The organism is Pseudomonas sp. C2.3V (assembly GCF_058536325.1).
The window spans coordinates 2144299-2169399 of record NZ_JBZUBN010000001.1; the positions used below are offsets into that span (position 1 = coordinate 2144299).

At 54.7% G+C, this 25101-nt stretch carries 19 protein-coding genes and 1 pseudogene; 6 read left to right on the plus strand and 14 right to left on the minus strand.

The window, feature by feature from the left end:
* Positions 1–185 precede the first annotated feature (185 nt).
* From AC4LF3_RS10040 to AC4LF3_RS10065, 6 genes are all read left to right on the plus strand, one after another.
* Entirely contained in the window at positions 186–1385 is a 1200-nt protein-coding gene (locus tag AC4LF3_RS10040; protein ID WP_491835216.1) for an MFS transporter, read from the plus strand.
* Positions 1386–1588: 203 nt separating this feature from the next.
* Positions 1589–2365 carry a siderophore ferric iron reductase gene (locus AC4LF3_RS10045; RefSeq protein WP_491835217.1) on the plus strand — a complete coding sequence of 259 codons (777 nt, stop codon included), beginning with the start codon at positions 1589–1591 and terminating at the stop codon, positions 2363–2365.
* The gene (locus tag AC4LF3_RS10050; RefSeq protein ID WP_289928006.1) at positions 2346–3116 is read left to right on the plus strand and encodes an ABC transporter ATP-binding protein; all 771 of its coding nucleotides are present in this window, start codon (positions 2346–2348) and stop codon (positions 3114–3116) included. Before AC4LF3_RS10045 ends, AC4LF3_RS10050 begins: the two co-directional genes overlap by 20 nt.
* 44 nt (positions 3117–3160) lie before the next feature.
* Positions 3161–5146 (plus strand): Fe(3+)-hydroxamate ABC transporter permease FhuB, encoded by a 1986-nt coding sequence (gene fhuB, locus AC4LF3_RS10055; RefSeq protein ID WP_491835219.1) that lies wholly within the window; start codon positions 3161–3163, stop codon positions 5144–5146.
* Positions 5147–5205: 59 nt separating this feature from the next.
* Positions 5206–6042, plus strand: a complete 837-nt coding sequence (locus AC4LF3_RS10060; RefSeq protein WP_491835220.1) for an ABC transporter substrate-binding protein — start codon at positions 5206–5208, stop codon at positions 6040–6042.
* A 317-nt stretch (positions 6043–6359) separates the two neighbouring features.
* Positions 6360–6962: a methionine ABC transporter permease gene (locus tag AC4LF3_RS10065; RefSeq protein WP_491835222.1), complete on the plus strand. Its 603-nt coding sequence runs from the start codon at positions 6360–6362 to the stop codon at positions 6960–6962.
* A gap of 56 nt (positions 6963–7018) precedes the next feature.
* Here AC4LF3_RS10065 and AC4LF3_RS10070 read toward each other — a convergent pair whose 3' ends face one another.
* The 14 genes and pseudogenes from AC4LF3_RS10070 to AC4LF3_RS10135 all read right to left on the minus strand — a co-directional run bounded on the left by AC4LF3_RS10070 (position 7019) and on the right by AC4LF3_RS10135 (position 24829).
* Positions 7019–8230 carry a methyl-accepting chemotaxis protein gene (locus AC4LF3_RS10070; RefSeq protein WP_491835225.1) on the minus strand — a complete coding sequence of 404 codons (1212 nt, stop codon included), beginning with the start codon at positions 8228–8230 and terminating at the stop codon, positions 7019–7021.
* A gap of 9 nt (positions 8231–8239) precedes the next feature.
* On the minus strand, positions 8240–8614 hold the full coding sequence (locus tag AC4LF3_RS10075) for a response regulator (protein WP_150347364.1): 375 nt from the start codon (positions 8612–8614) through the stop codon (positions 8240–8242).
* Between the two features lie 11 nt (positions 8615–8625).
* A complete protein-coding gene (locus tag AC4LF3_RS10080) occupies positions 8626–8862 on the minus strand; it encodes a hypothetical protein (protein ID WP_010798349.1) in 237 nt (78 codons plus the stop codon).
* Positions 8859–11273 (minus strand): chemotaxis protein CheA, encoded by a 2415-nt coding sequence (locus AC4LF3_RS10085; protein WP_491835226.1) that lies wholly within the window; start codon positions 11271–11273, stop codon positions 8859–8861. The genes AC4LF3_RS10080 and AC4LF3_RS10085 overlap by 4 nt, the downstream gene beginning before the upstream one ends.
* Positions 11270–11641, minus strand: a complete 372-nt coding sequence (locus tag AC4LF3_RS10090; protein WP_074826539.1) for a response regulator — start codon at positions 11639–11641, stop codon at positions 11270–11272. Before AC4LF3_RS10090 ends, AC4LF3_RS10085 begins: the two co-directional genes overlap by 4 nt.
* The gene (locus tag AC4LF3_RS10095) at positions 11638–12486 is read right to left on the minus strand and encodes a CheR family methyltransferase (RefSeq protein ID WP_219652695.1); all 849 of its coding nucleotides are present in this window, start codon (positions 12484–12486) and stop codon (positions 11638–11640) included. The genes AC4LF3_RS10090 and AC4LF3_RS10095 overlap by 4 nt, the downstream gene beginning before the upstream one ends.
* On the minus strand, positions 12483–13106 hold the full coding sequence (locus tag AC4LF3_RS10100; RefSeq protein WP_219652694.1) for a HEAT repeat domain-containing protein: 624 nt from the start codon (positions 13104–13106) through the stop codon (positions 12483–12485). Before AC4LF3_RS10100 ends, AC4LF3_RS10095 begins: the two co-directional genes overlap by 4 nt.
* Positions 13090–14205 carry a chemotaxis-specific protein-glutamate methyltransferase CheB gene (gene cheB, locus AC4LF3_RS10105; protein WP_434154748.1) on the minus strand — a complete coding sequence of 372 codons (1116 nt, stop codon included), beginning with the start codon at positions 14203–14205 and terminating at the stop codon, positions 13090–13092. The genes AC4LF3_RS10100 and cheB overlap by 17 nt, the downstream gene beginning before the upstream one ends.
* Before the next feature lie 18 nt (positions 14206–14223).
* Positions 14224–15765 carry a chemotaxis protein CheW gene (locus AC4LF3_RS10110; RefSeq protein WP_074826555.1) on the minus strand — a complete coding sequence of 514 codons (1542 nt, stop codon included), beginning with the start codon at positions 15763–15765 and terminating at the stop codon, positions 14224–14226.
* Between the two features lie 23 nt (positions 15766–15788).
* On the minus strand, positions 15789–16442 hold the full coding sequence (locus tag AC4LF3_RS10115) for a methyl-accepting chemotaxis protein (protein WP_491836274.1): 654 nt from the start codon (positions 16440–16442) through the stop codon (positions 15789–15791).
* A gap of 444 nt (positions 16443–16886) precedes the next feature.
* Positions 16887–17828: pseudogene (locus AC4LF3_RS10120) on the minus strand (methyl-accepting chemotaxis protein); the annotation flags it as partial.
* A 228-nt stretch (positions 17829–18056) separates the two neighbouring features.
* Complete coding sequence (locus tag AC4LF3_RS10125; RefSeq protein WP_491835227.1) at positions 18057–22040, minus strand: sensor domain-containing protein; 3984 nt, start codon at positions 22038–22040, stop codon at positions 18057–18059.
* 85 nt (positions 22041–22125) lie between these two features.
* Entirely contained in the window at positions 22126–22782 is a 657-nt protein-coding gene (locus AC4LF3_RS10130; RefSeq protein WP_010798358.1) for a response regulator, read from the minus strand.
* 16 nt (positions 22783–22798) lie between these two features.
* The gene (locus AC4LF3_RS10135; RefSeq protein WP_491835228.1) at positions 22799–24829 is read right to left on the minus strand and encodes a sensor histidine kinase; all 2031 of its coding nucleotides are present in this window, start codon (positions 24827–24829) and stop codon (positions 22799–22801) included.
* Positions 24830–25101: the final 272 nt, after the last annotated feature.

A 25101-nucleotide genomic window follows, 5' to 3' on the forward strand; every position in this document is an offset into this window, starting at 1 on the left:
TAGCGCTGTTTAAAGCTGGTCAGTGCATTTAAAAGATAAACATATTAATTCATGACTATATCGCTTTTGATGCTTGTAACGGCTTGTAATCGAGAATGCAAAGAATACGCATAATCAAACAGTCGCTTTCTTGTTGATCCGCATGCATGATTTGCGGCCTTTTCAGCTGGCTGAGCCCGTTCGCTATGAATTTACGTTTTTGCCTCATTGCCATGACGGCCCTGGCAGTTATTGGCGATAACATGCTCATTCCCTTTTATCCGCAATACTTTGCTAGCCGTTTTGACGATCCTCGTCCCGAGCAGGTCGGTGCCTACCTGGCTGCTATTTGCGTTGTTGTCATGTTTGCCTTTCCTCTCTGGGCCAAACTGGCCAAGCGGGTGCACCCTATTCGGATCCTGATCTGGACACAGTTGGCTGCGGGGCTGCTCAGCGTATGCTGCTATACCATCGACTCCCTGCCCTTGTTCTGGGTTGTCTCACTAGGCATGGTGGTCTTCAAGGGCAGCTATCTCTTGATGTATCCCTATGTGATGAGTCTGGAAGCCAAGGAAAGCCACACGCGAACCATTGGCACATTGTCGGTTGTAGTGCATTTCGGAGCCATCTTTGGCGCAGCTGTGGGCGGGCTAGTTCTCCAGGCGCTGGAAATGGGCGAAGTCTTCCTGATCATGGCGCTGGGCGACTTCATTCAGATGGCGATCTGTATGCGTCTGATGCGAGACAAACCTCCCGCTTCGGGAGAAGCTCCAGCCTCCAGCGAAACCCCGGAACAATCTGCAGCCGAAGTGCCTATCGCCAAACCAGGTAGCCACCTGATCATTTACAAGCTCTGTCTGATCATGTTGCTGTTCTACTTCAGTGCCTATGTCATTCGACCGTTCTTCTCGGTTTACTGGCAACAGGTTTCCGCTCTGGAAAATGAGCTCGTCACCGGCTTCGTCTATTCGCTGCCAGGCGCTGTAGCGCTAGTTGCACTCTGGTGGAGCAAGCGAGCCAGCCAACAAGGCCAGGCCTGGGAAGGTATCCTGTCCGCCCTGCTGCTTGGCGTCTGCGGTATTTTCATTCAGGGCGTTGAAAACGAAGTGGCCATCCTAGGAGGCCGTCTGCTGTTCGGCTGGGCCTTGTATCAGGTCACGGTGCGCCTGGATGCGCTCATGTTCGAGATGAGCAAGCCCGAGGCGTATGCTGTGGACTTTAGCAAGGTCAATTTTTTCCAAAGTCTGGGTGTCATGTGTTCATCCTATGGCGCTGGGCTTCTCGTCAGCCATTTCACGCTTTCTACGCCGTTCTGGGTAGGCGCAGCCGGCCTGCTGCTCACGGCGGTTCTCTTTCCGCTACTGGTTAAAGCGCCCAACAAGGCTACAACAGCAGTCAAGGCGTAAATGCTTGAGGCGGTGGCAACCCTCTGCTACCGCTCACCCTGTTCCGCTCATCGCAATCTAGCGAAATGTGACACCTGGATTGCTAATGATAATTTGATGCATTTGTATTTAAGTGTTTAAATCGGCATTTCCGAGCATGTCCACCCGAACGGCCGAACCAGACGTTCGGGAGATGACATCCAACCTCGTTCTGGGTCCGACGTATGACGATTCAGGTAAAGACCGATCTTACCCGCCTGCTGGATCTTTCCGCCCTTTCCTATTTAGGGCTCAAGGGAACGATAGGCCCTGCAGGCCCGGATGACCTCGCCTGCGGCAGTGCCGAAAACCATGTGCGCATTGCAGCGCTTTATGACCATTGGCAGCAGGCCCATCCGGAGGCCGGCCCCCATTACTGGTCAGCGCGCAGCTGGACGCTCATGGTCTGGCAGCCGATCTACCTGACGATTCTGGGTGTCCACCTCGGTCGATGTGTTCCTTCTCTCGATCAGTTTGCCCAGCGCGTGCACCACGGGTTCGTGGCAGGGTTTTACCTACATGATCATTGTCCCTATATCGCCGACCAGGACACGTTGATTCGTGTCGCCGCCAAGCAATTACAGAACCTTTTCGAACGGCAGCTGGAAGAGGCAGGCACGGTTTTCAAGCTCAACCCGAAAATGGCCCGCCGTCTAGCGGCAGACTGCGTACTGGCAGCCCTTCTCTATGTGCAGAACAATCTGCGCGAAACGCTATGCAACAACCGTATGCGTGTGCTGGAAGGTATGTGGCTCGAAGCGCTGGGCCTGAAGGACAACAGCGAGCTGATCTGCATTGCGCTTGACGACGGACAAGAGCGGCTGGCGCTTGGACGCAAGGTCTGCTGCCAACACTTCCGCCGCGCAGATGGAGAATTATGCAGCACCTGCCCCAAGCTCAAGCAGGAAGAGCGCATTGCCCGTTTACGACAGGAGTTAACCCTTGAAGCTGCAACTCACTGATATCCGCGTCAACCGCGGCGGACGACTCATTCTGAGTCTGGACCAGCTGCGGCTTGCCGGAAATGAGCTGACAGTCATTCTAGGGCATAACGGTTCCGGCAAGTCGACATTGATGAACCTGCTGGCGCGTCAGACCATGCCCGACAGCGGCAGGATCGAGCTGGACGACCAGCCCATCGCACGGTTGAGCCAGCGGGAATTTGCGCGGCAGATTGCCTTTCTGCCTCAGCGGTTGCCGGAAGTCGCCGGGCTTACAGTACGTGAACTGGTGCGCCTGGGCCGTTTTCCCTGGCGCGGTCTGTTAGGCCGCTGGCAGCGTGAAGATCAGACGATCATCGAGCGAGCCATGCAACAAACGGATGTGGCGCATTATGCCGATCACCTGACCGACACCCTTTCCGGCGGCGAACGGCAACGGGCCTGGATTGCGATGCTATTGGCCCAAGAATCGCCACTGATTCTGCTGGATGAACCCACATCGGCCCTGGACCTCTCTCATCAGTATGAGCTGATGGGCCTTTTACATGAGCTGAACCAGAAGACCGGCCGCGGAATTGTCGTCATTCTGCACGACATCAATCTGGCTACACGTTATGCCGACCGTATCGTTGCCCTCAAGCAGGGTCGGCTGTTCTTTGACGGGACGCCACAGGCCTTGTTGTCCAGTCGTTTGCTATCCGAGCTGTACGAGATCGATATTCAACTCATTGAGCAGCCTGCGGCGCAGCGCAAGATTGCGGTTGTTGCCTGAAGATGCACGTTACCCGCACCGGGACGGGCGTCCCGTCCAGAACCATGTTATCTACTGCACCAGGTCTTCTGCGTTATCCGCTCACGCTACTGTCATTGCTTCTGGTACTGCTCGTACACCTGCAGATTGCTTCACCGCTGTCGTTAGGTCAGCAGTGGCATGCATTGTTCGATGCCTCCAGCCAAGACTTCACGCTGCTGCAATTTCGTGACTCTGCGCTTCCACGGGTTGTTATGGGTCTTCTGGTTGGGGCAGCGTTGGGCTTATCAGGCAGTCTTCTTCAGCAATTGACACAAAATCGTCTGGTTTCACCCATGACTATCGGGTCGGCCTCAGGGGCATGGTTAGGACTGGTTTGTGCCACGCTGATTGCACCAACCCTGGCTGCCGATCATGGTGAATGGGCCGCGCTACTGGGCGCAATGGCTGCAGTAGGCATTGTCCTGTTGATTGCAGGGCGATCTGGTATTGCTGGTCTTCCAATCGTTTTGGCCGGTATGGCCATGAATCTTCTTCTAGGAGCGCTGGCCTCGGGGCTCGTATTGCTCAACGATCAGTACGCCCGGAATCTTTTCCTCTGGGGGGCTGGCGATCTGGCGCAAATGGACTGGCAATGGGTCATCTGGCTGCTGCCCAAGCTGGCGGTCGGTCTGCTTGTCCTAGCCTTTGCCCAGCGACCGTTGACCCTGCTGCGCCTGGGCAGTGAAGGCGCACAAGCACGCGGCATGAGTTTATGGCCGATTATGTTGATGCTGTTTCTCGCCTCACTGTGGCTCACATCTGTTTCCATTACCGCGGTCGGCCTGATTGGGTTCATTGGTCTGCTCACACCTAATCTTGCGCGATTGTTCGGCGCTCGCACCGCCTTTGATGAACTGCTATACAGCACACTGCTGGGAGCTGTTCTACTGCTGACAACCGATGCACTGGCTGTGCTCGCCAGTCAATGGACGATCAACCTGATTCCCAGCGGAGCAGCGGCCGCATTGATAGGTGCACCGGCACTCTTATGGCTTTCTCGCCGCAAAATGTCGGCAGAAGACCAGCGCGGACTGACGCTCCCAGGCAATAGCGACAGAAGAATCACCACATCAGGCTGGGTACTTATTCTGGGCATTGCCCTGGCGATTGCATTACTGACCCTATGCCTGGCGCCGGGCGCCCAAGGCTGGCAGTTGAACTGGCCCTCCTCCCTCGTCTGGTCCTTTCGCTGGCCGCGGACGCTAACGGCCGCCTCGGCAGGATTCGGACTGGCGATTGCAGGTGCCATTCTTCAACGACTGCTGCGCAACCCCTTGGCGAGTCCGGACATTCTTGGCCTTTCCGCCGGGGCAACGCTTGCCCTCCTCATAAGTGCGTTTGTCATGGGTGAAACTATCCAGACTGCAGGCGGGCCATTGGCGGCTTTTGCCGGGAGCATGCTGGTCTTGGCTGTGCTACTTCTGTTTGGTCGCCGGCACCAATATGCACCGGGCATGCTGGCATTGGTAGGTATCTCCCTGATGGCATTGCTGGACGCCATCCTTCAATTTGCCCTGGCCAAGGGGACAGCAGACTCCTTCGCCATCATGGGCTGGTTGGCAGGTTCGACCTACCGGGTTTCGGCCAGCCAGTCTGTCGGACTTTGTGTAGGCGTTCTGCTTATCGGAGGGATCAGTCTACTGTTCCATCGAGGCCTGTCGCTGATTTCGATAGGTGACGGCGTGGCCCTTGGTCGCGGCCTGAATCTGACGCGCCTACGTATCGTGCTATTGGTTCTGGTTTCGCTGATGTGCGCGCTCGTGACCAGCGTAATGGGGCCGGTCGCCTTTCTGGGCCTGCTGGCACCGCATATTGCAGCCATCCTGGGTGCCAGGAAAGTACTGCCTCAACTCTTACTCGCTGCCACGCTGGGCAGCGTATTGATGCTTGTCGCTGACTGGATAGGCCGAGTCATGATCTATCCCCTCCAGATGCCGGTAGGCATCGTGGCGTCCGTTCTGTGTGGAGTCTATTTCATTATTCTGTTAGCCAGACAGCGAGGCGCGTAGGGTTGCTCAAGCATAAAATCAGTCCCAGCCTGCTCCGTTGGGTCCTAACCGGACTCTTGATGATCGGCTCTGCACTCGCTCACGCAGCCGAAACGCCGCAGCGGGTAGTCGCGCTCACCTGGGAAGCGGCTGAGCATTTGGTCGAAATGGGGATCACGCCCTTGGCGGTAGCGGACGCCGATGACTACAAGGTGTGGGTCGTGCGCCCTGCTTTGCCATCATCGGTTCTCAATGCTGGAAGCCGTGTCGAGCCCAATCTTGAGCTCTTGGCCGAACTCAAGCCAGACCTGATCATCTCCAGCCCGGCCCTCGGAGATTTGCGTGACAAGCTTGAGCAAATCGCTCCGGTAGAGTCATTCGACAGCTATCGACAGGATCACAACAATTACGAAACCGCACGGCAAAATTATCTGACACTGGCCAGGCAGTTTAATCGCCTCGATCAGGCGCAGCAGCGCTTGGCGGAAATGGATCGCCATATTGCTGAACTACGGCAGCGGCTGCTTGAGCACTTCAATGGCGAACCTCCGAAGGTCACGGTGATTCGCTTTTCTACGCCGGCGGTGGCTTATGTGTATGGCGACAACTCCATGCCCCAATATGCCATGAACCTACTGCATCTTCAGCCTGCCTACCCTTTACCCGCTACCGCCTGGGGTATTACACAGAAACCTATCAGTGACTTGGGAAAGATACGTGAAGGCGCTGTGCTCCATATCGAGCCGTTCTCCCAGGAGGACAAACTCTTTCCTACCCGCCTCTGGCAGGCGATGCCCTTCGTGCAAGCACGACGATTCGCTACGGTCCGCTCAACCTGGACCTATGGTGGTGTTTTCTCGGTGGAATATCTGGCTGAGTCGCTTGTAGACGCGCTCCTGACCTTGCAGCCTGAGTAACGAGCTTTCTGCTCTTAAGCTCGCCCTAGTCTTATAGCTAGAAAGTATTTATAACTCTTTTTAAATTCCTTTAACGTCTATTTACCGGATCACCGGACCTGCACTGACTTTTCATCTGTCGGTCCGGCTCCGCTGTGGATCTGGCCGGCATTGCTCATTACGAGGCCGTATGCTCAAGCCAGATACCCTTCTTGATAACGATCAAGATGTAGCTCCACCCGTCTACTCTGCCCGTACTTTCACTACCGACGCCGAAGCCATTACTGCTGCTCATGAGGTAGCCCGTTTCGTGGAGGTACTGGGTTATATCGCTGCTAATGGTAGGCGTCTCCTCCCTGATCGCACTGATTGCCGGTATTCCATTAGCCGTGTTTCTGGTTACCAGTGGTAAAGGCGGGATGTTCGAGGCTGTTCGTTTGAACAGGCTGATTGGAAGTATCGTCAACCTCTTCCGCTCCATTCCTTTTCTGATTCTGATGGTGGCTCTTATTCCGTTCACCCGCCTGATTGTAGGCACCACTTACGGTGTGTGGGCCGCCGTCGTACCGTTGGCTATTGCAGCAACGCCGTTCTTTGCCCGTATCGCTGAAGTGAGCCTGCGTGAGGTAAACCATGGCCTGATCGAGGCCGCCCAGGCCATGGGATGCCGACGCCGACATATCGTCTGGCATGTTCTGCTACCTGAGGCCCTGCCGGGTATCGTGGGCGGATTCACCATTACGCTTGTTACGATGATCAATTCCTCTGCCATGGCCGGTGCCATTGGTGCGGGCGGCCTGGGAGATCTTGCTTATCGCTATGGTTATCAGCGGTTCGATGTGTCAGTTATGTTCATTGTCATTATAGGGCTGGTATTACTTGTCACATTAATTCAATTTGGCGGGGATCGCTTGGCGAAGGCGTTAAACCATCGAGCATGAGCCGATAAAAAAGGCCAGTCGGGAGCCCGCTGGCCTTTTTTGCATTCGTATGAAGTTTAAAACAGTTCGATCTTGAGTCCTTCGGACTGCACTTCGTGTCCCCGACCTATCTCTTCAAGATGGCCCTTGTGCTGTGAGTGCGTCACATAGCTGTTCAGGTGCTTTTGCATCCGAGCATCGAGATCAGGTAGCTCCCCCGGCTGACAGGTTTCAGGTGAGGCAAGCCCGACACCATAGGCCTCCATAACATCGCTCAAGGTGTCCAGCATATGACTGCTCTGCTCCAGGCGCTGACGTAGCGGGTCCTGGAACTGCAAACAGGACAGTACGCCTTGCAGATCATTGTTCACTTCGGAGCTTAACCCTTTGACACCACTGACGACTGACGTCATGCATTCCGCTGCTTCCTGTAGATACCTCACCATGGAACGCAACTCATTACCTACATGTTCCAGTCCGCTTCTGGCCAGAAAATCCTCCTGCCGGTTTTGTGCGGCTGTCGACTCCTCCTCAAAGCGTGAGGCCAGATTCTGAATAGTCGTGGAAATCGAGTGCGCCGCCTCTGCCGTGCGCGCGGAGAGATTACGTACTTCAGTGGCGACTACGGCAAACCCTCGACCGGAGTCCCCTGCCCGTGCAGCCTCGATAGCTGCGTTAAGCGCCAGCAGGTTGGTCTGTTTGGCAATATCACTGATGAGGGCAATCAACGGCCCGGTGGCGTTGACTTCCTCATACAGGCGCCGCATACGCTCGATATCACTACTGAGGCTTTCCTTGCGCTCTTTTTCAAATGCAGACAGTGTCGCCAGTGTCTTTTCATTGCGCTGCTGATGCTCATCCGCCTCACGGGAAAGCGTCTGGGCACAACCACATCCTTCACTTACCGTCTCGGACAGCTTCTGACCGGTAAGATGAATATTATTGAGACGTTCGATTGCGCACAGCACATTGCGCTCGGTCTCATCACTCACCTCTTTCAGGTTACGCTGCACGATACGGCTCAGGCCAGGCACAGCATTGGCCGTGGCGACTGTTTTATCGAACAGGACTGCGTGTGTGCTCCCCTCCTCTGTTCGCTCAGGAACATGGGCAGAATTTTGGGACAACCTCCACGTCATTAATAACAGCGGAATGGAAAAAAACACGGCGACGCTCATGCAGGCCAGGGTTGACTGTTGCGCCAGCCAAGCCGACCAGACCGGCGAGCTGAGGCCCAGCGCCACGATGGCCAGCAACAATCCGGCTTTGAGGTAGGCTTGGTTGTTCATTTTTGCTCCTTAGGCGCCCGGCAGGACTTGCTTGATGACCTTGAGCAGGTCCGCTGCCCCGACAGGCTTCACCAGCCAGCCGGTGGCACCATTCTTTTTGGCCTCGTCACGCTTGCTTTGCTGGCTCTCGGTAGTGAGCGCCAGAATGGGAACAAAGCGCATTCCAGGTAACGCACGGGCCTTGCCGATCAGCTCAAGACCACCCATGTTGGGCATGTTGATATCAGTGATGATCAGATCCGGCTTGTAGCCGCCTTGCAGCTTGTTCATCGCCTGCACACCATCATTGGCCGCCTCGACTTTGAAGCCGGACATTTCCAGGCTGCTGCGCAGACTCATCAGCATGGTCGCGGAGTCGTCGACGATCATGATGTTTTTGCTCATTTCACTCTCTCCTACGCATTCAGTGCGGCTTCAAGCCACACCTTTATATCGGTATTTTTCGGCCAAACTGAAACGTTTGGTTTCAATGCCATAAGTACTTGCAGATCAGCGGTATGCAGGTGTTCGAGGTCACCCAGATTGACCTTTGCGGCCGGGTTTTTCACCAGCCATTCCAGCAGGGTTTCTGCCTCTTCCACCGTGACCTGATCAGCCAATACGGCTACGCTTTTCTTGAAGGTAATGCTCATTCGAATAGCTCCGTGGGGTTGAGGATCATCAGGATGGAACCATCCCCCATCACGGCCGTACCGGAGTAACCAGATAGCTCACCGAGAATGCCCACCATGGGCTTTAGGATGATGTCGATCGAGCCGTGGAAATCATCAATGATCAGGCCGACCAGCTCGCCTCGGCTGCGTAGCACCATCAAGGCGTACTCATCATCCTCGTTAAGCACCTGCTCCTCGGAGACCGCCAGCATCTGGTTCAAACTCTTGAGCGGAATCGTGCGACCGCGCAGTTGCGCGGTGGGCTGATGCTTGATGGTATGGATCGAATCCTTGGGTAAGCGCACGGTTTCCATGACTTGATCCATGGGAATGCCAAAGCGCTGACCGCCTGACTCAATCACCATGACCTGCGTTACTGCCATGCTCAGCGGCAGTGTCAGGCTCAGCTGCGTACCCTTGCCGACCTGACTGGTCAGGCGCAGTTGGCCGCCCACTTTTTCGATACCTGAGCGCACCACATCCATACCAACGCCACGGCCGGACAGATCGGAAATCTGCTCCGCAGTCGAAAAGCCCGGCAGGAAGACCAGATTGACCAGCTCCTGATCACTCATCGCATCCAGGGCGGTCTGTTCGACCAGACCTTTACCAGCCACCTTGGCCTTGATCTTTTGTGGATCGATACCGCGACCATCGTCTTCAATAACAATAACCACATGGTCCGCGTTCTGGCTGGCGCGAATACGCAGCGTGCCGGTTTCCGGCTTGCCAGCGTTTGTACGCTCCTCCGGAAGCTCCAGCCCGTGATCCATGGAGTTACGGACGATATGCACAAGCGGATCGGCCAAGGCCTCGATCATGGATTTGTCCGCTTCGGTGTCTTCCCCTTCCAGGATGAGGTTGACCTTCTTGCCCAGCTTGCGCGCGATATCACGCACCAGACGTGGGAAGCGCTGCAGCACAAAAGAAACCGGCATCATGCGTACTTGCATGATGGCATCCTGCAGGTCTTCGGCGATACGGTTGACTACGGCATATTGAGCCTTGATCTCTCGCGCCAGCTCGCGCTGACCATATTGGTCTTCAGCACGCTCGGCCAGATAAGGTAATCCGTTCTTGGCAACTACGATCTCGCCAATCAGGTTCATTAAGCGGTCGATCTTTTCCTGCTCGATCTTGAGGACCTTAGGCGTAACATGATTGCCAGCCTCCTCCTGACGCCGACCGGCAGATGCCTCGGAAGGCGCGCGTGCAGCTTCCACCACCGGAACAACAGGTGCTGCGGGATCAAGCTGTGCCGACAGCCATGCGCTCATGGCCTCTTGAGTACGACCCTCTTCTTTGGGCGCCTCGGATATGGAGTCAGCACCCGTCTGCCAGTGTGCCTGGAACCAGGCCATAATCGGTGTGGCGCTGCGCTGCTGATCGGCGTCCATCACGCTACGCTGCAAGGTCTCATTGAGTGCAGGATAAGCCATGAGAACATTGGTTAATGTCCGGACGATGGCGGCATGCTGACCGCTACGCCAAGGCTGAGAGAGGCAGGCAGCCAAGGCTATCTGCTGAGTGCCTACTACGTCCCGTACCAGTGGATCGATTGCTTCGTTACCATGGCTTAAGCTCTGTTGAGCCTCTTCGGCCGGAGCAGGTGCAGCAAACAGTGCCGCTGTTACGGCCTCCCAGCTGACCTGATCACTGACATACCGGAAGTGCTCAGCCAGATCCTCTTCCCGTATCGCTAACAGGAATTCGATACGCAGATTGCAGTGATAGGCATCCAGTTCTGACGCTGCCGCCCAGGGCTCTACAGCGGTCACACGACGCCAGAAAATGTCCGGCAGCTGACGCACCAGGTGCAAAGGATCGGTGCCCTGGAAAAAACAATCGGCGGCAGGACGATACTCAACACAGTAAACGCATTGTTCATCCTTCAAACGATCGGCTATGTGCTGACGTACTTCATCATTCAGTTCAGTCGCCCAGGCGGGCGACTCGCTTTCAGACGTACCGTTTTTGGCGCCAGCAGCAACCACGGCCGTCTCGCTGCTGGTAAGCCACGCGCGCAGCCCATCGACCAGTTCACGAGGCGGAACCTGAAAGCCGTCACCCGGCTGACCGTTTTGTTCGATCTCATCCAGGAACTCGCTGACATAGTCAGCCGTGTTCAAAAGCTGATCAGCCAGTTGTTGATTGAAGTCCAGCTCACCGTTACGGACTGCATCCATCACGTCTTCAGCGGCATGCAATACACTGGTCAGCGCCGGAAAATCAAACAGGCCTGAGTTACCTTTAAGCGTATGCACCAGGCGGAACAGTTCGCCTAGTGGGGCGGTATCGCCAGGCTCTCGTTCCATGGCGAGCAAGGTACTGCCAATGGACTCCAGGGCTTCCCGGCTTTCCTGAATAAACTGTTGCAGCAATGCGTTCACTGGGCACCTTCTCCGGTCAGAACACTCACCAGCCTCAGCAACGCTTCCGGCTTAATCGGTTTAGTTAAGTAATAATTAGCACCAGATTCCCAAGCCTGCTGACGATCATGATCACCCGACTCGGTTGTAATCATTACCGCAGGGGCCTGTTCAATTGGCCGGGAGCGCAATTCACGCAGGAAGCTGAAGCCGTCCTGCATGGGCATATTCACGTCTACCAGATACAGGTCGTAGGGCGTCTCGAGGCTTTTTTCCAGCGCCTCAATGCCGTTGATGGCCTCGTCAACGTGATAACCGGCTTTCTCTAGTATTTGTCGGTTGAACAGCCGTACGGTGGCCGCGTCGTCGACGATCAGAATGCGTTTCATCGGGCCTCCAACGGCTTCTGGTAAACAATTGCTTCAGGGAATTTGCGTACCTGGAACAGAGACGAGATACGACTCATGGACTCCGAGTGACCCAGGCAGATCATCCCGCCTGGATTGAGTGCATCAAAAAACGTGTCGGCCGCCTGGCGACGCGACAGGTCATCGAAATAGATCAGCAGATTGCGACAGAAAATAATGTCGAAGCCCTTATAAGCCTTCACATCGGCAGCGCTCATCAGGTTTACCCGGCTGAACTCGACGCTTTGACGAATATCATCGATCAGCTGGTAATCCCCGGTTTTCTGCCGCTTGAAATACTTCTCAAGCAGCATGGCCGGCAGGTTATGTACCGAACGAGGGCTATAAAGACCTCTTCTGGCACGCTCCAGAATATTGGTGTCGATATCCGAGGCGAAAAGCTCGACATCCCACTCTTCAATACCCTTCCAGTATTCGAGCAGGTACATGGCGATGGAGTAAGGCTCCTCACCGGAGGACGACGGCATCGACCAGATACGAATGGGCCCTGAGTCACGCTTACGTCGGGTGACCTCCTCCAGCATGTTCGTCACGAGACACTTGAGCTGATACTCCTCACGGAAAAAGTAAGTCTCGTTGACGGTCATCGCATTGACCAGAGACTGCAGCTCATCACCCGATGCCTGAAAACGCAGGTTCACAAAATAGTTGCGAAAAGTACCCGCGTCCGTGGCCTCGATGCGCTCGATCAAGCGCTTGTCCACGAAATAGCGCTTCGAGTCATCGAAGTGGATACCGGTCTTGCGGTAGAAGAATTCGCGAAACTTCACGAAGTCTTCTTTGGTAATCGCGGGTGTCTGGCTCACAGGACTGATTCTCCACGCAGGCGCTGGATAGCCAGATCAACGGCGAAACGCAGGTAAGCCTCGTCAGGGAAGCGCTCAAGGCAAGCCTCAAGCGCTGGCACCGCGCGCTCGCTCCCGATTTCGCACAGCAGATCTACGGCGCAGGCACAAACGTTAAGGTGCGGGTCATGCTCCAGCAGATCGATCAGCCACAGCTCGACATCCGGATGCTTGAGTGATTCCAGAATGCCGATAGCCAGGATACGGACGTCGGCGTCGTAGTCCTGCAGCGCGTTCTGAATCAACCCAGGATGCTGAACACCTGCCGTCTTCAGAGCTTCGATGGCATCGTTACGTAGCGCCGCATCCTCACTGCGCAGGCAGTCAAGCAGAGCGGTGACTGAGCTGACATCGGCGATAGCAGCCAGACTGGTGATAATGGCCTCACGCACAGACGGTTCGGCTTCTTCCTCCAGGTGATCGATCAGAGCGCTACTGGCGTTTGGAAACCTTGCTATTGCACGTGCGGCCAAGCGACGAGCCGCAGTATCGGGGCTGTCGAGTGTATCAAGCAGCTGCTCGAACCCGCTTGGCTGGTCATCACCGGCCTGATCGGCCAGAGTATTACGAACGAGTGGCATGACGGGATACTCGAGAAGACGTAGTGGTTTTACCGCTTCCCCAACGGATAAGGGTGGCGGCCATTTCAGTGCAGGCCATAATTTCCGTGGCACCGCCACGACGGATCAGCTCTGCCGGCATACCAAATACAACAGATGATTCCTTGGACTCAGCCAGGGTGCGCCCTCCACGGCGCTTGAGTTCGGTCATCTCATCAGCACCGTCGTACCCCATGCCCGTCAGCATTACGCCGATCAGTTGACTTGGCTGGAAATGCTCCATGGCAGTTTCCACCATCAGGCTGACGGAGGGATGCCAGAGGTACTTGTTGTTTTCCGGTTTGGGCAAGGCATAAGGACGGCCTGCACGACGACCGATACAAACGTCACTAGCCCCCATCCCAACGTAAACCGTACCGGCTTCGAGCGGCATGGGCCTGCTGACCTCTACTACCGTAAGCGCGCAGACATTGTTCATGCGCTCGGCGAAAGCACGGGTAAAGTTGGCCGGCATGTGCTGGGAAACCACGATCGGCCAGGGATAGCTCGCCGGAAGCTTCGACAGGATTTCTTCCAGCGTACGAGGGCCGCCGGTAGAGGAGCCGATCAGCACAAGCCCTTCACCCAAGTCACCTGCCAGCTCTACGGCTTTTTCCACCGGCTCGCGCTCGATTTGGGAGCGAGTCGGCGCGGTTGATCCGGCGCGTGGTTTTCCTGCCTTCTTGAGCTGAGCGCCAGCAGCGGCACGCACCTTGGCAACCAGGCTGTCACGCACCTGATCAATATTCAGAGAAATCGTACCGCCCGGTTTGGGAAAGAAATCCACCGCGCCGAGCGCCAACGCTTCAAGCGAGGCAATAGCGCCCTGCTCGGTCAGCGATGAAAACATCACGACCGAACGAGGCTTTTCCGCCATGAGCATGGACAAGGCCGTCAGCCCGTCCATCTCAGGCATATTGATATCCAGGGTGATGACGTCCGGATCGAACTGGCGAGCCAGCTCAATCGCTTCGAGGCCATTGCGGGCCATTTCGAGTTCGAAATCACCTTCGGCCTCGAACACCTTTTGCAGATGGCGACGCATTAATGCGGAGTCATCGACGATAAGCAGACGAATCATGACGGCAGCACCCTTCTCTTACGCGACGCTCGACAGGGCGCTAAGCTCCTGCTCGCCCAGAAGCTGACGCGGCTCGACAAGCTGGATCATGCGCTTCTGCTTGGGCAGGTTTGCCACGCGACCAAACAGGCGCTGCTGTTCACTCGACAGTGCCGGTGCGGGTTCGATGAGGTTGCGTGAGATTTTCAGCACTTCAGCGACCGAATCCACGATAAAGCCGGTGCGCAGATCATTGATGACAAACACCATGATGCGCTGGCGATCATTGTTCTCAATGCTCGGCAATCCGAAGCGGCGGCGCTGATCGATTACCGGCAGCACAACGCCACGCAGGTTCATGACACCCTCGACAAAGGAAGGCGCCTTGGGTACATGCGTCAGGTTTTCCGGGACGCGAACGATCTCCTGGACGCTGTCGATGGGTACGCCAAACTCTTCATTACCCAAACGGAACACCACCAGTTGCTCTTCGTCGTCGTTATCAATCTGATCGAGCAGCTCTTCGTCCACGCTCGGCTCCTTATCATTCGTATTCAAAACACGTTGCACCGACTGGTGCTGGAACAAGCGCTCTGCTGACACGACGGAGACCAGTCGCTTGCCATTTTGCAGGCGGCATAAACCGGTCAGCTCAGCCATGTTCTGGTCTCGCGCCAGCATTGGCGGCATGGGCTCAACCTGAGAGCCGGGCACTCGCAAGACTTCATTAACACTATCGAGAATGATCCCAACCGATACCCCGGCGAGACTTACCACCAGGATGCGGCTGCGCTCGTCAGTCTCCTGACTGGGCAAGTGGAACATCTCGCGTAGCGATACCAGAGGCAACAGGCGCTGACGCAGAGTCATGACACCACGCACATGGGACGCCGTCTTGGGTACAGAGACGATATGCTCGGGAACCTGGACGATTTCCTGAACATCCTCGATCGCGATACCGTATTCCTGACTGTCTACGGTAAAGCTGACCAACTGAAGCTCATCACTGTCCTCATCCTCATCGGCGGTGTCAGGCAGAACGGACATGCTGCTGGCCATGACGGTACGCTGGAGCAGACTGTTCTCGCTGAAGCTGTCTCGGATCAGGGCCTGGAAATCCAGGATCATTACCAGTTCGTGGCCGCCAACCTGCTTGAGCAGCCCTGTCAGGAGCCGGGTGTTGATCGTGGACTGGACATGGCTGACCGGCTCGATCTGATCGTCTTCCACCATAATGACACTGGCAACACGGTCAACCACGAAACCCAGCGGCTGGCCCAAATTGAGCACAATGGCGCGGGTCGAATCATCGGCATCGCGGGCTTCCATGTTGAACAAGGTCCGCAGGCAGATAATCGGCAACACGTTACCGCGCAGGTTGGCCAGACCGTTCAGGGCTGGCGGTGTTAGTGGTACACGGATCACCTCCGGTACACGGATGATTTCCTGCACAGGCAACATCTCGACCGCGAACACCTCCTCACCGACGGTGAACGTTACGAACTGATGCCCTTGAGCCAGCTCGTCGTCATCTCCCTCGCCGCGTACGACGAGGGCTTCATTTGCAGTTGTTTGAGTCATCTCGATCCCCTCACTTCAGGGATTTAGGCGCTTTGCAGCTCATCAGCCAGGGAGGCAATTTCTTCAATGGCGGCAGACAGCTCCTCAGCACCCTGCGACTGCTGCTTGGCAGCAGCGGCGGCTTCCTGAGCGGCGTGCTCGGCTTCCTGGGCGGCGGCAGAGATCTGGTCGATACCGGATTTCACCTGGGTGATGCTGGCGCTGATCTCTTCGGCAGATTTCAGGATGTCGGAAGAACCCACCTCCACACTGGCAATGTCACCGGCCATGCTGTCCAGGTTGCGGGTAATCACCGTTGCCTTCTGAGCTTCTACCAGGGCAGCGCTGATGATTTCTTCCAGGTCGCGACCCACTACCCCGATCTGGTCCTGAACGGCTTTCACCAGATCCTTGATGCGGTCAGCGTTCTCAGCGGAGTCATGGGCCAGGTTACGGATATCGGTCGCCACGACGACGAAGCCTTTACCGAACTCACCGGCTCGGGCCGCTTCGATAGAGCCGTTCACGGCCAGCATGTTGGTCTGGATGGAAACCGTGGTAATCGCGTCAACAATCTTGTCGATCCGGCGGGAGATCAGTTCCAGATCCTTGATCTGGCTCAGGCTGGCACGAGTCGCTTCGATGGACGACGTCACACCATTGACCATGGCGTCGATGTTGCCCTTGTTGGCCCCCATCAGCGTCTTGATGGCATTCGCCTTCTCCAGGCTGGCCGTTGCACGGCCTTGCGCCAATTCCAGACCTTTTTCGATCTGAGTGACCGCTGCAGCGGACTCTTCGGTAGCAGCAGCCTGCGTTTGTGCGCCTTGGCGGATCTGGTCGATTACCAGAGAAATCTGGCTGGACGCACGATTGATCTCCTGAACAGCCGAAGACAGCTCTTCAGCCGCTGAGGCAACCTCTTCGGCGCTTTTGCTGACATCAGTTGAGCTCTTGAGCTCTTCAGCCAGCTCTGACAGGCTCTGAGCAGCCTGCTCACACTCAGCCAGCGCCTGGGCCTGCTCATCTACCGTCTTGGCGGATTCCTCGGCCGCGGCGGACTGCTGCTCGGCAGCGGAGGCAATGGAATCTGCACCGCGCAGCGCCTGTTGGGCAGCAGCGCTGCTTTGAACAGCGCCCGCGGCGATGTCCTGCGCACCTTTTACAATTTCTATGCAATCCAGACGAATCTGTTCAAGCTGCTGGGTGATGGTGCCACCCTTCTCTACTTCGGTCTGGATGGTTTCAGCGGAGCGGTTAATGCCTTGGGCAATGTTTTCCACGTCATGCTGGATCTTGCCGACCATGTCGGAAATCTGCTTGGCACTCTTCTCGGAGGTTTCTGCCAGGGTGCGGACTTCGTCAGCCACTACGGCAAAGCCTTTACCATGCTTGCCTGCACGGGCGGCTTCAATGGCAGCGTTCAATGCCAGAAGATTGGTTTGGTCAGCGATACGGCCAACAGCCTTGACGATCTCGCCAATGTTAGCGGCCTGCTGTTTAAGCTCAGCGACGCGGTCAACCGAGCCGGACTGACGCTCTGCCGCAACACGAACGTTGGCAATGAGCGCTACTACGTCAGTATTGACCGCTGCAGCCAAGCGCTGCATGGCCTCGGATTTTTCCTGGGCAACCGCAGCGCTTTGCTGCTGAAGCTCAATGGATCGGCCTACGATCTCGAAAGCTTTTAGGGACTGCTGAGCAGCGCCGGAAGCTTCCTCTGCACCGCTGGCGATTTGATCGGCCGCACGCTTGAGTTCTTCTGCAGCAGAAGCGGCTTCATTCACGCCTGTAGATAGCTGATTGGTCGCAGCGGCAATACGTTCGGCTGCCTGCTGCTGCTTGGCCAGTGTGCGGGCGCGCTTGCGCTGTGCCTCAGCGTCACGGGCAACGGTACGGGATACGACTTTTTCAGCCGCGGCGGAAGGCGTGGTGGGTTTCTTGACCAGGGCCATGAAGGTTTCCTCAACTACGAGCAATGGTTTCATTGATAAATGGATGCATACGCAGCTGGGTGGCTCCTGCTCACTCCAAAGCGTGCGGCCTGTCTGATGTAGGCCGAAACACTTCGGCTCGCCTGACATCCACGGCAGGCATATTTAAGCGTCGTTGATCAAGAGAAACTATCGGGGAGAACCTGAGGTAAAACGCCTGCTTTTCCTAAGAAAAAACCTGAAACATCTAAGCCACCGAGCGGCTAAAGTTTCAGGATGGATGGCAGAATCGAAGGCCTGCCACGCCGTAAGCTCAAAAAAAAGCCGCTCTACAGCGGAGCGGCTCTTTGACACAGCAAGCTGAAAGAACTAAGTCATTTACCTAATGGCAATATGCTTTTCCTCAAAAATAACGGCGTCAACCGGCGGACTGATCAAGAACCCCTGCATCTGGTCACAATGCAGTTCCTCTAATAACCGTTGTTGCTCCAGCGACTCTACACCTTCGGCCACAACCGTCATCGACAAGGCGTGAGCCATCTCAATAACGCTTTTCACAATGGCACGATCAGAAGCATTGCTAGCCATCTCGTTAAGAAAGCATCGATCAATCTTGAGTGTGTCCGGCACAAAGGAACGCAAACTTCCCAAGGTCGAATAACCCGTACCGAAGTCGTCCACTGCTATCCGGACGCCCAACGTTTTCAGATCATTGATGATGGCGCTCGAATCGCTGCCTGCCTCAGGCATGATGGACTCGGTAAGCTCCAGTTCCAGGCAGCCCGGCTCAATACCATGTCGCTCCAAACTGGCTCGCACTTGCTCGCATAGGTTGGGCTGCAGCTGGCGAAGCGACAGGTTCACCGCTACTACAAAATGGCCTAGCCCCCTTGATTGCCACTCAGCCAGTTGCGCCAGAGCCTGGTCGATACACCAGAGCCCAACGGGCACGATCAGGCCGGTTTCCTCAAGCAATGAAATGAACCGTAGCGGACTAAGGAGACCATGAGCTGGATGTTCCCAGCGAATCAGGGCCTCGGCGCCACATACCTGTTGATTAGCCATATCCACTTTGGGCTGGTAATACAGAACGAACTCGTTTTGATCGATCGCACGACTAAGTTCAGCTTCAAGCTTAAGCGTATCGAAGCTGTGCTTGAGCAATCCTTGGTTGAAGAATTGATACCCATTGCGCCCAGATTTCTGTACGGCGTACACGGCAGCATTGGCGTTCTTGATCAATTGCTCGGCCGTGTCGCCATCCAGTGGGTACTGAGCCACACCGATGCAACCTGTCAGCCGGATCGATTCTGTCGCCAGTAAGAAATGCTCATCAAGCGACTGAAGCAAGGCCTGGATAACATCATGCACATGCGCCATTTCCTCCTCTCGGCTCAACAGTACCGCAAATTCATCGCTGGCTAGATTGGCAAGGTAGCCCCTTGCGCCTAGTACGGTCTGGAAACGCTCGGAAACCTGATTGACCAATTCATCCCGTATACGCTGGCCCAGGCATTGCTGGACCCACTTGATACGATCAAGCCCAATGAAGAGTACCGAGAACTCGCGATTACCCTTTCCAGCCTGAACACATTGTTCTTCCAGGCGTTTATGGAACATGACTCGGTTGGGTAACCCACTTAAACTATCGAAATGCGCAGCCGCATAAAGTTGTTCCTGGTAGGTGCGCGCCTCGGTGATGTCTTCGGCGATACCCACAATACGAGCAACCTCTCCTTGGGCGTTCGGAAATGGAAAAGCCTTATTACGGACCCACAAAAGTTTACCGTTGGCATCGACTGAGCGGTACTCGACCTCAGCAGACCGGTGATGCCAGATCACTTCTTGGTGAAAGCGCTCAACCAATGGTTGATCATCCTGATGGACAAGGCTGATCCATTGTGTCGCGTTCTCGTATAACAACTCAGGCGAATGTCCCCATATTTTCTGGAAAGCTGGGCTTACATAGCTGACTTTTTCCTTGGAAATGTCATATACCCAGAAGACATGAGGAAGATATTCAACCATTTCCCTGAAACGAGCTTCACTTTCTTGAAGCTGAGCTAAAAGGTCTCGCTGAAAATCGATATCCATCAGCGATCCTGCGAAGCGCACCAATACATCCCCTTCCCGCTCGGCCTTGCCACGGATCCTGAACCAATGCCAGCCCATAGCCGTTTGCAGACGCAGCTCGATATCAAATGGCGCGTCGTGCACCAGATGGCATTCAAGCATAGATACCAACGCCTCGGTCTCATCGGAATGAGTATGTTCAATCAACCACTGTGGAAACGGTTGATTCTTATCAGGGATGCTTCCTATCAATTCAATGAAACGCTCGGACAGGTAAAGCGCTTTACGCTGCGGGATCCACTCCCACAACCCATCGCTCGAGCCTTCGTAAATCAACTTGAGCCGTTGGGCCTGAGTATTTAGTGTTCGCTGAAGACGAGCCGTTTCGGTGACATCCTCATGCACAATAAGTAATTGCTTCTGCTCAGTGTCCATTAGCAGGGCAAACATCTTGAAGACGCGAACCTCATCCCCCAAGTCCATTTTGAACTCCAGGCTGAAAGGATCACCTTCTCCATCTAGCAGAGACTGGAGTTTAGCCAAAATAGTCTGCGCCACGGCCTCACCCCGGCCTGCCATACTTGCGCAGAATTTCAGGTAATTCGTTCCAGCATCCGGCCAGTCCCACTGGGCGGGATGGGTATCAATAAACTGGGTCCACGCTTGATTGACGGTAATTACAGTACCGGCTTCGTCCAATACACATACCAACTGCGGTAGTGCATCAAGAATACTGCGTGTAAAGGCTTCCGCCTGAATCAGGCGCTGCTCGCGATGCTTCTGCAAGGACACATCCTGCATGCAACCCACCAAAAGGCCTTGGGGATGAGCTTTAGGGCGGAGCACCACGCCTGCAAATTGAAAGTTTCTCCATGCTCCCGACCGCCCGACGTGCTTGAGACGTAAAGAGACACTCAAGGAAGCTTTTCCCTCGGTCAAATCCAGCAGCGCTGAAACCAGCTCCAGACGATCATCAGGATGCAAATGCTTAATCAGCTCATCCTGATGCGAACCACCTGCCTCCATGGAAATATTCAGGAGCTGTATCGCCTGCTCGGATAACATAAGTTCACGCGAGGCCAGATCGAATTGCCAATCGGCGAAACGACCAATTTCCTGAGCCAAGCGCAGGCGAGTTTCTGTTGTCTGGCTCTGTTGGACGCTGGCAACATCCGAGGTGATGTTGCTAAAGAACACGGTGATACCGTTAGGCCGCGGATAAGCGCTGACACGATGCCATTGCTGAAAAGGCCGAAAATAGAATTCAAAATGACGAGGGAAACCGGAGTACATCACATCCCGATAAGCTGAACCGAGTTCCCGATCTTCATCCTCTGGGTAAAGATCCCAGATGTAAGCGCCCAATAGCTCTTTTCGTGTGCGCCTGAGCAGGACCTCAGCCATTTCATTGACTTGAATGAAACGCCACTCCTGATCGAGCCGATACATTCCTTCATCAAGGTTATTCAGAAGAGCATCAAATTCATCGTGGGTGTCTTTAAGCTTGGCAGCGTTACGCTGAGCTTCGGTAATGTCCCAAGAGAACGCCAATATCGTCTCGATCTGCCCTTGCTGCCCACGGACAGGCAGGACCAGTACATCCCACCATTTGGCTGTGCCATTGAGCGTGTCACATTGGCCAACAAAACGCCCCGGCACGCCCAAACAGGCCTGATCAAACGCCTGACGCGCCTTTTGAGCCCATTCGTCTTTCCAGAAGCTCAACCAATCCGCGCCGTGGACCTGCTCGGAATTGCAAACGTCCATGAGCAATCGACCCTGGTCGTTCATGCTTAAAAGACGACCGCTCAAGTCAATCTCTTTAAGGCATACGTCAGGCGACTGGGTAAGGACCGAACTTAACTGCGCCAACAAGTGGTTGTGTATGTGCTGCTGTTTGATTCTCGTCTTCAGCCGAGCCACCTTCCCCGAAAGATAGCTGACCGAAATAACCAACCCGCAAACGATCACGAGATGAATATCGATATCGTAGGGGTGGGGATCAATGACATACCAGACCAGACACCCTGCAAGGGTAACCAGCCCGCAAACGCTGAACGCTTGCCAAGCCAGACGCTTTACCGTGGCCATTGTCAGCGCGCCCCCCCAGACCAGTAACGCAACCTCTAGCTGGCCAAGGCCCAGGCAAAGGAGACTGACCATGGAAACGCCCAAGCAGAGCGCCCACGAGGAGGACACCGAAAACGAAGCAGAAGGTGCGTCTGAAGCATCATGACGTGAGAGATAATGCTCCAGGAAACGATCAGCCTGGGACGAAAATGAAGACATAGGGCACTCTTTCAATAGCCAGTGACCTAGTGTGCGAAACTTGCACTACCTTGACTATCAGGGAATTCCCTAAGCCAATAGGCTGTTAATCCTCAGGGCTTATCAAGCCTTTACGTACAGCGTATAAAACCAGCGAGGGCACATCATGCAGATTAAGGCGATCCATGATTTGCGAGCGATGGGTATCTACGGTTTTTACACTGAGTCCAAGGCCCTGAGCGATATCACGTGTCGAGCAACCACGTGCAATCAAACGCAAGATTTCTGTTTGCCGGGGCGTCAATACCGAACCGCCGCTACTACTCTCGCGTGGTCGGCCTTCGACGATAGCGGACTGAATAACGGTCTGGGCAATACCGGGACTTAAATACGACTCGTTGCGTGCCAGGGCTTGCAAAGCAAGGTCTAGCTCCTGTGCAGCCGCATCCTTGAGCAGATAGCCCCGCGCACCTAGGCGTAACGCAGCCAGAACATAGTCAGGTGTAGCATGCATGGAAAGCATAAGAATCTGAACATCTGGATACTGTTCACGCCATTGGCGTAGCGCATCGAGACCACTAAGGTGCTTCATGCTGATATCCAACAATAAGATGTCAGGTTTATGCTCCCGCAGAATACTTTCTACATCGGAGCCATCTCCTCCCTCCGCCACAACCTCATAGCCAGGCTGGTCTTCGACCAAAGACCGCAGCCCAGCCCTAATCAACGCATGATCATCAACGAGCGCTACACGGGTTACCAAGCTCATTCTCCTTTCATCAATTAATCGCAACAGGCAGAACCGCTGTGATACGTGTGCCTACGCCCGATATGCTTGAGATCCTGACCTTCCCGTTTAAAGAAGCCACCCGCTCATGCATGCTGGTAAGCCCCAGACTTCTGGCTCCCTGAGACGCACTGCTGACATCAAATCCGCAACCATCATCCAATATCTCTAATCTTAGCCCTTCAACGTCATGACTTAAGGTGATCCTTATGGAAGCCGCCTGCGCATGCTTGGCTACATTGTTCACGGCCTCCTGAATGATTCTGAACGCGACAACCGCCATGTCGGCTGACAGGTTATCCAACGTCCCTTCAACATTCAGCTCCCATTGAGTAGACGTAGCCCCTAGAAATTGGGACAGATGCCACCGCACGGCAGCTTCAAGTCCTAGTGTTTCAAGTTGTAGCGGATGAAGGGACAACGAGAGGCTTTTCACCTTGGCCAGAGCATCATTTACGCTTTGGCCAAGGTCGGTAGCTAATGTTTTGACTTCAGATTCATGGTCGAGTTTGCGAACAAGTCGTTGCAGGTGCAGCTTGATGCCTGTGAGCTGCTGCCCAATATCATCATGCAGATCGCGGGCCAGCTGTCGGCGCTCAAACTCCTGCACCTCGATCAGTCGCTGGGACAGACGTTGCAAGCTCTTATTGGCTACCTCCAGGTCCCGGCGCATCTGAGAGGCTTGACTGATATCCCGAACAAGTAACTGCACGTCACGGTGTCCATGCTCTTCAAGAATGATTTCAGCCAATTCAGCCTCGAATTCTGAGCCGTCCAGCCGTAATAATGTGATATGCCTGAATGTCTGCTCTTGCGTCAGACCTTTATGCAAGGCATCAAGGCGGTCCATCTCGCGCTCCCGATGATCCGGATGGAAACACAGCCCGATATCCAACGCCCGTAACCGCGCACCTGAATGTTCGGCGAACATATGGCAGGCGGCCTTATTGGCATATGTAACACGCCCCTGATGGATGATCAGTACACCTTCTGGAAGGGTGTCAACCATATGTTCATAACGCTTTTGCTGCCTCACCAATGCCTGCTCGGCCACCTTGATTTCGGATACATCAATAAACGTCCCGAACAGCGTTCGGGCGACTCCCTGTTCATCTCCTATTAGCTGAGTACGCTCAAACACGTAGCGAAGCTCTCCATTATTTGGAGTAACCCGATACTCATGAGTGGTCTGCCCCACCGAAGCCGCCTCATGATATATCTTGGCCATGCGCGCTCGATCATCCCGGTGAATAAGAGAAAGAAAGCGCTCGAAGGTAAGTTCTTCCTGTCTGGGGTCCAGGTTGAGGATTGAATAAATCTCAGGCGACCAGCGAATCGACTGGTCTTTTAGATCCCGCTCCCAATAACCCATCATGCCAATATGCTGGGCCAGCTCAAGCTGCCTCAAGCTATTGGCCAGCTTTTTCTCAAGCTCGAAATGGGCGCTAACGTTTTGTGCCATCAGAAGCCCGTAAGGCTCATGTTTGAAAATATGCTCATGGCAAAGCACATCTACATCCATGGAATTGCCGGATTGATTGACATGCTTGCGAATACCAGAAAGATGCTGACTGTTAATACCGTTTTTATGGGTGCGATTTTTAAATTCATCCCTATCACTGGATGCGTACAAGTCAGTGATCTTCAGCTGGGCAAATTGAGCACTGGTGTAACCATAAGTCCTGTGAGCCGCCTCGTTTGCCTTAATGATAACGAGACTGTGCTTGTCATAGAGCCACATGGGTGCTGGATGAATTTCGAATAAAGCTCGGTAATCGCCTTCCGATTGGCTGATCAGTCGCTGGGTCTGAATCGCAATTTGAGTCAGCCGCTTGATAAACCACCATCCCGTGATGGCCGTGAACAAGGTAAATAGCAGCCCGCGAAGTGTATAGCTCCATTCAGGAAGCTTTAATGTCTCAATGACAAAGGACGTACCTACGACCCAAAGGACACCCACTACGGTATATACCAGAACCAGTCGCCACGGGGCTGCCAGCAGGACATTTCGAGAGGACGACACGTGGGTGTCAATATCGGATGAACGCATAAACATCAAAGGACGGATTACCTATTCAAGTGACTCGCCTCAACACGAGGTGCTTATCTAACTAGTAGCACTGAATGGCCGTTTGGCTAAGTAAATCGACGCTGCATATCCCTTGAAACTGTCATCAGCCCAGCCTTTCCATAAGGATGTCGGCCTCTCTTTGATAAGCTTTACGTCTATAGCTGAAACGATTCATTACTTTCTTCTTAGTAATTACGTATGGCCTGTTCAAACGGACTGGGATT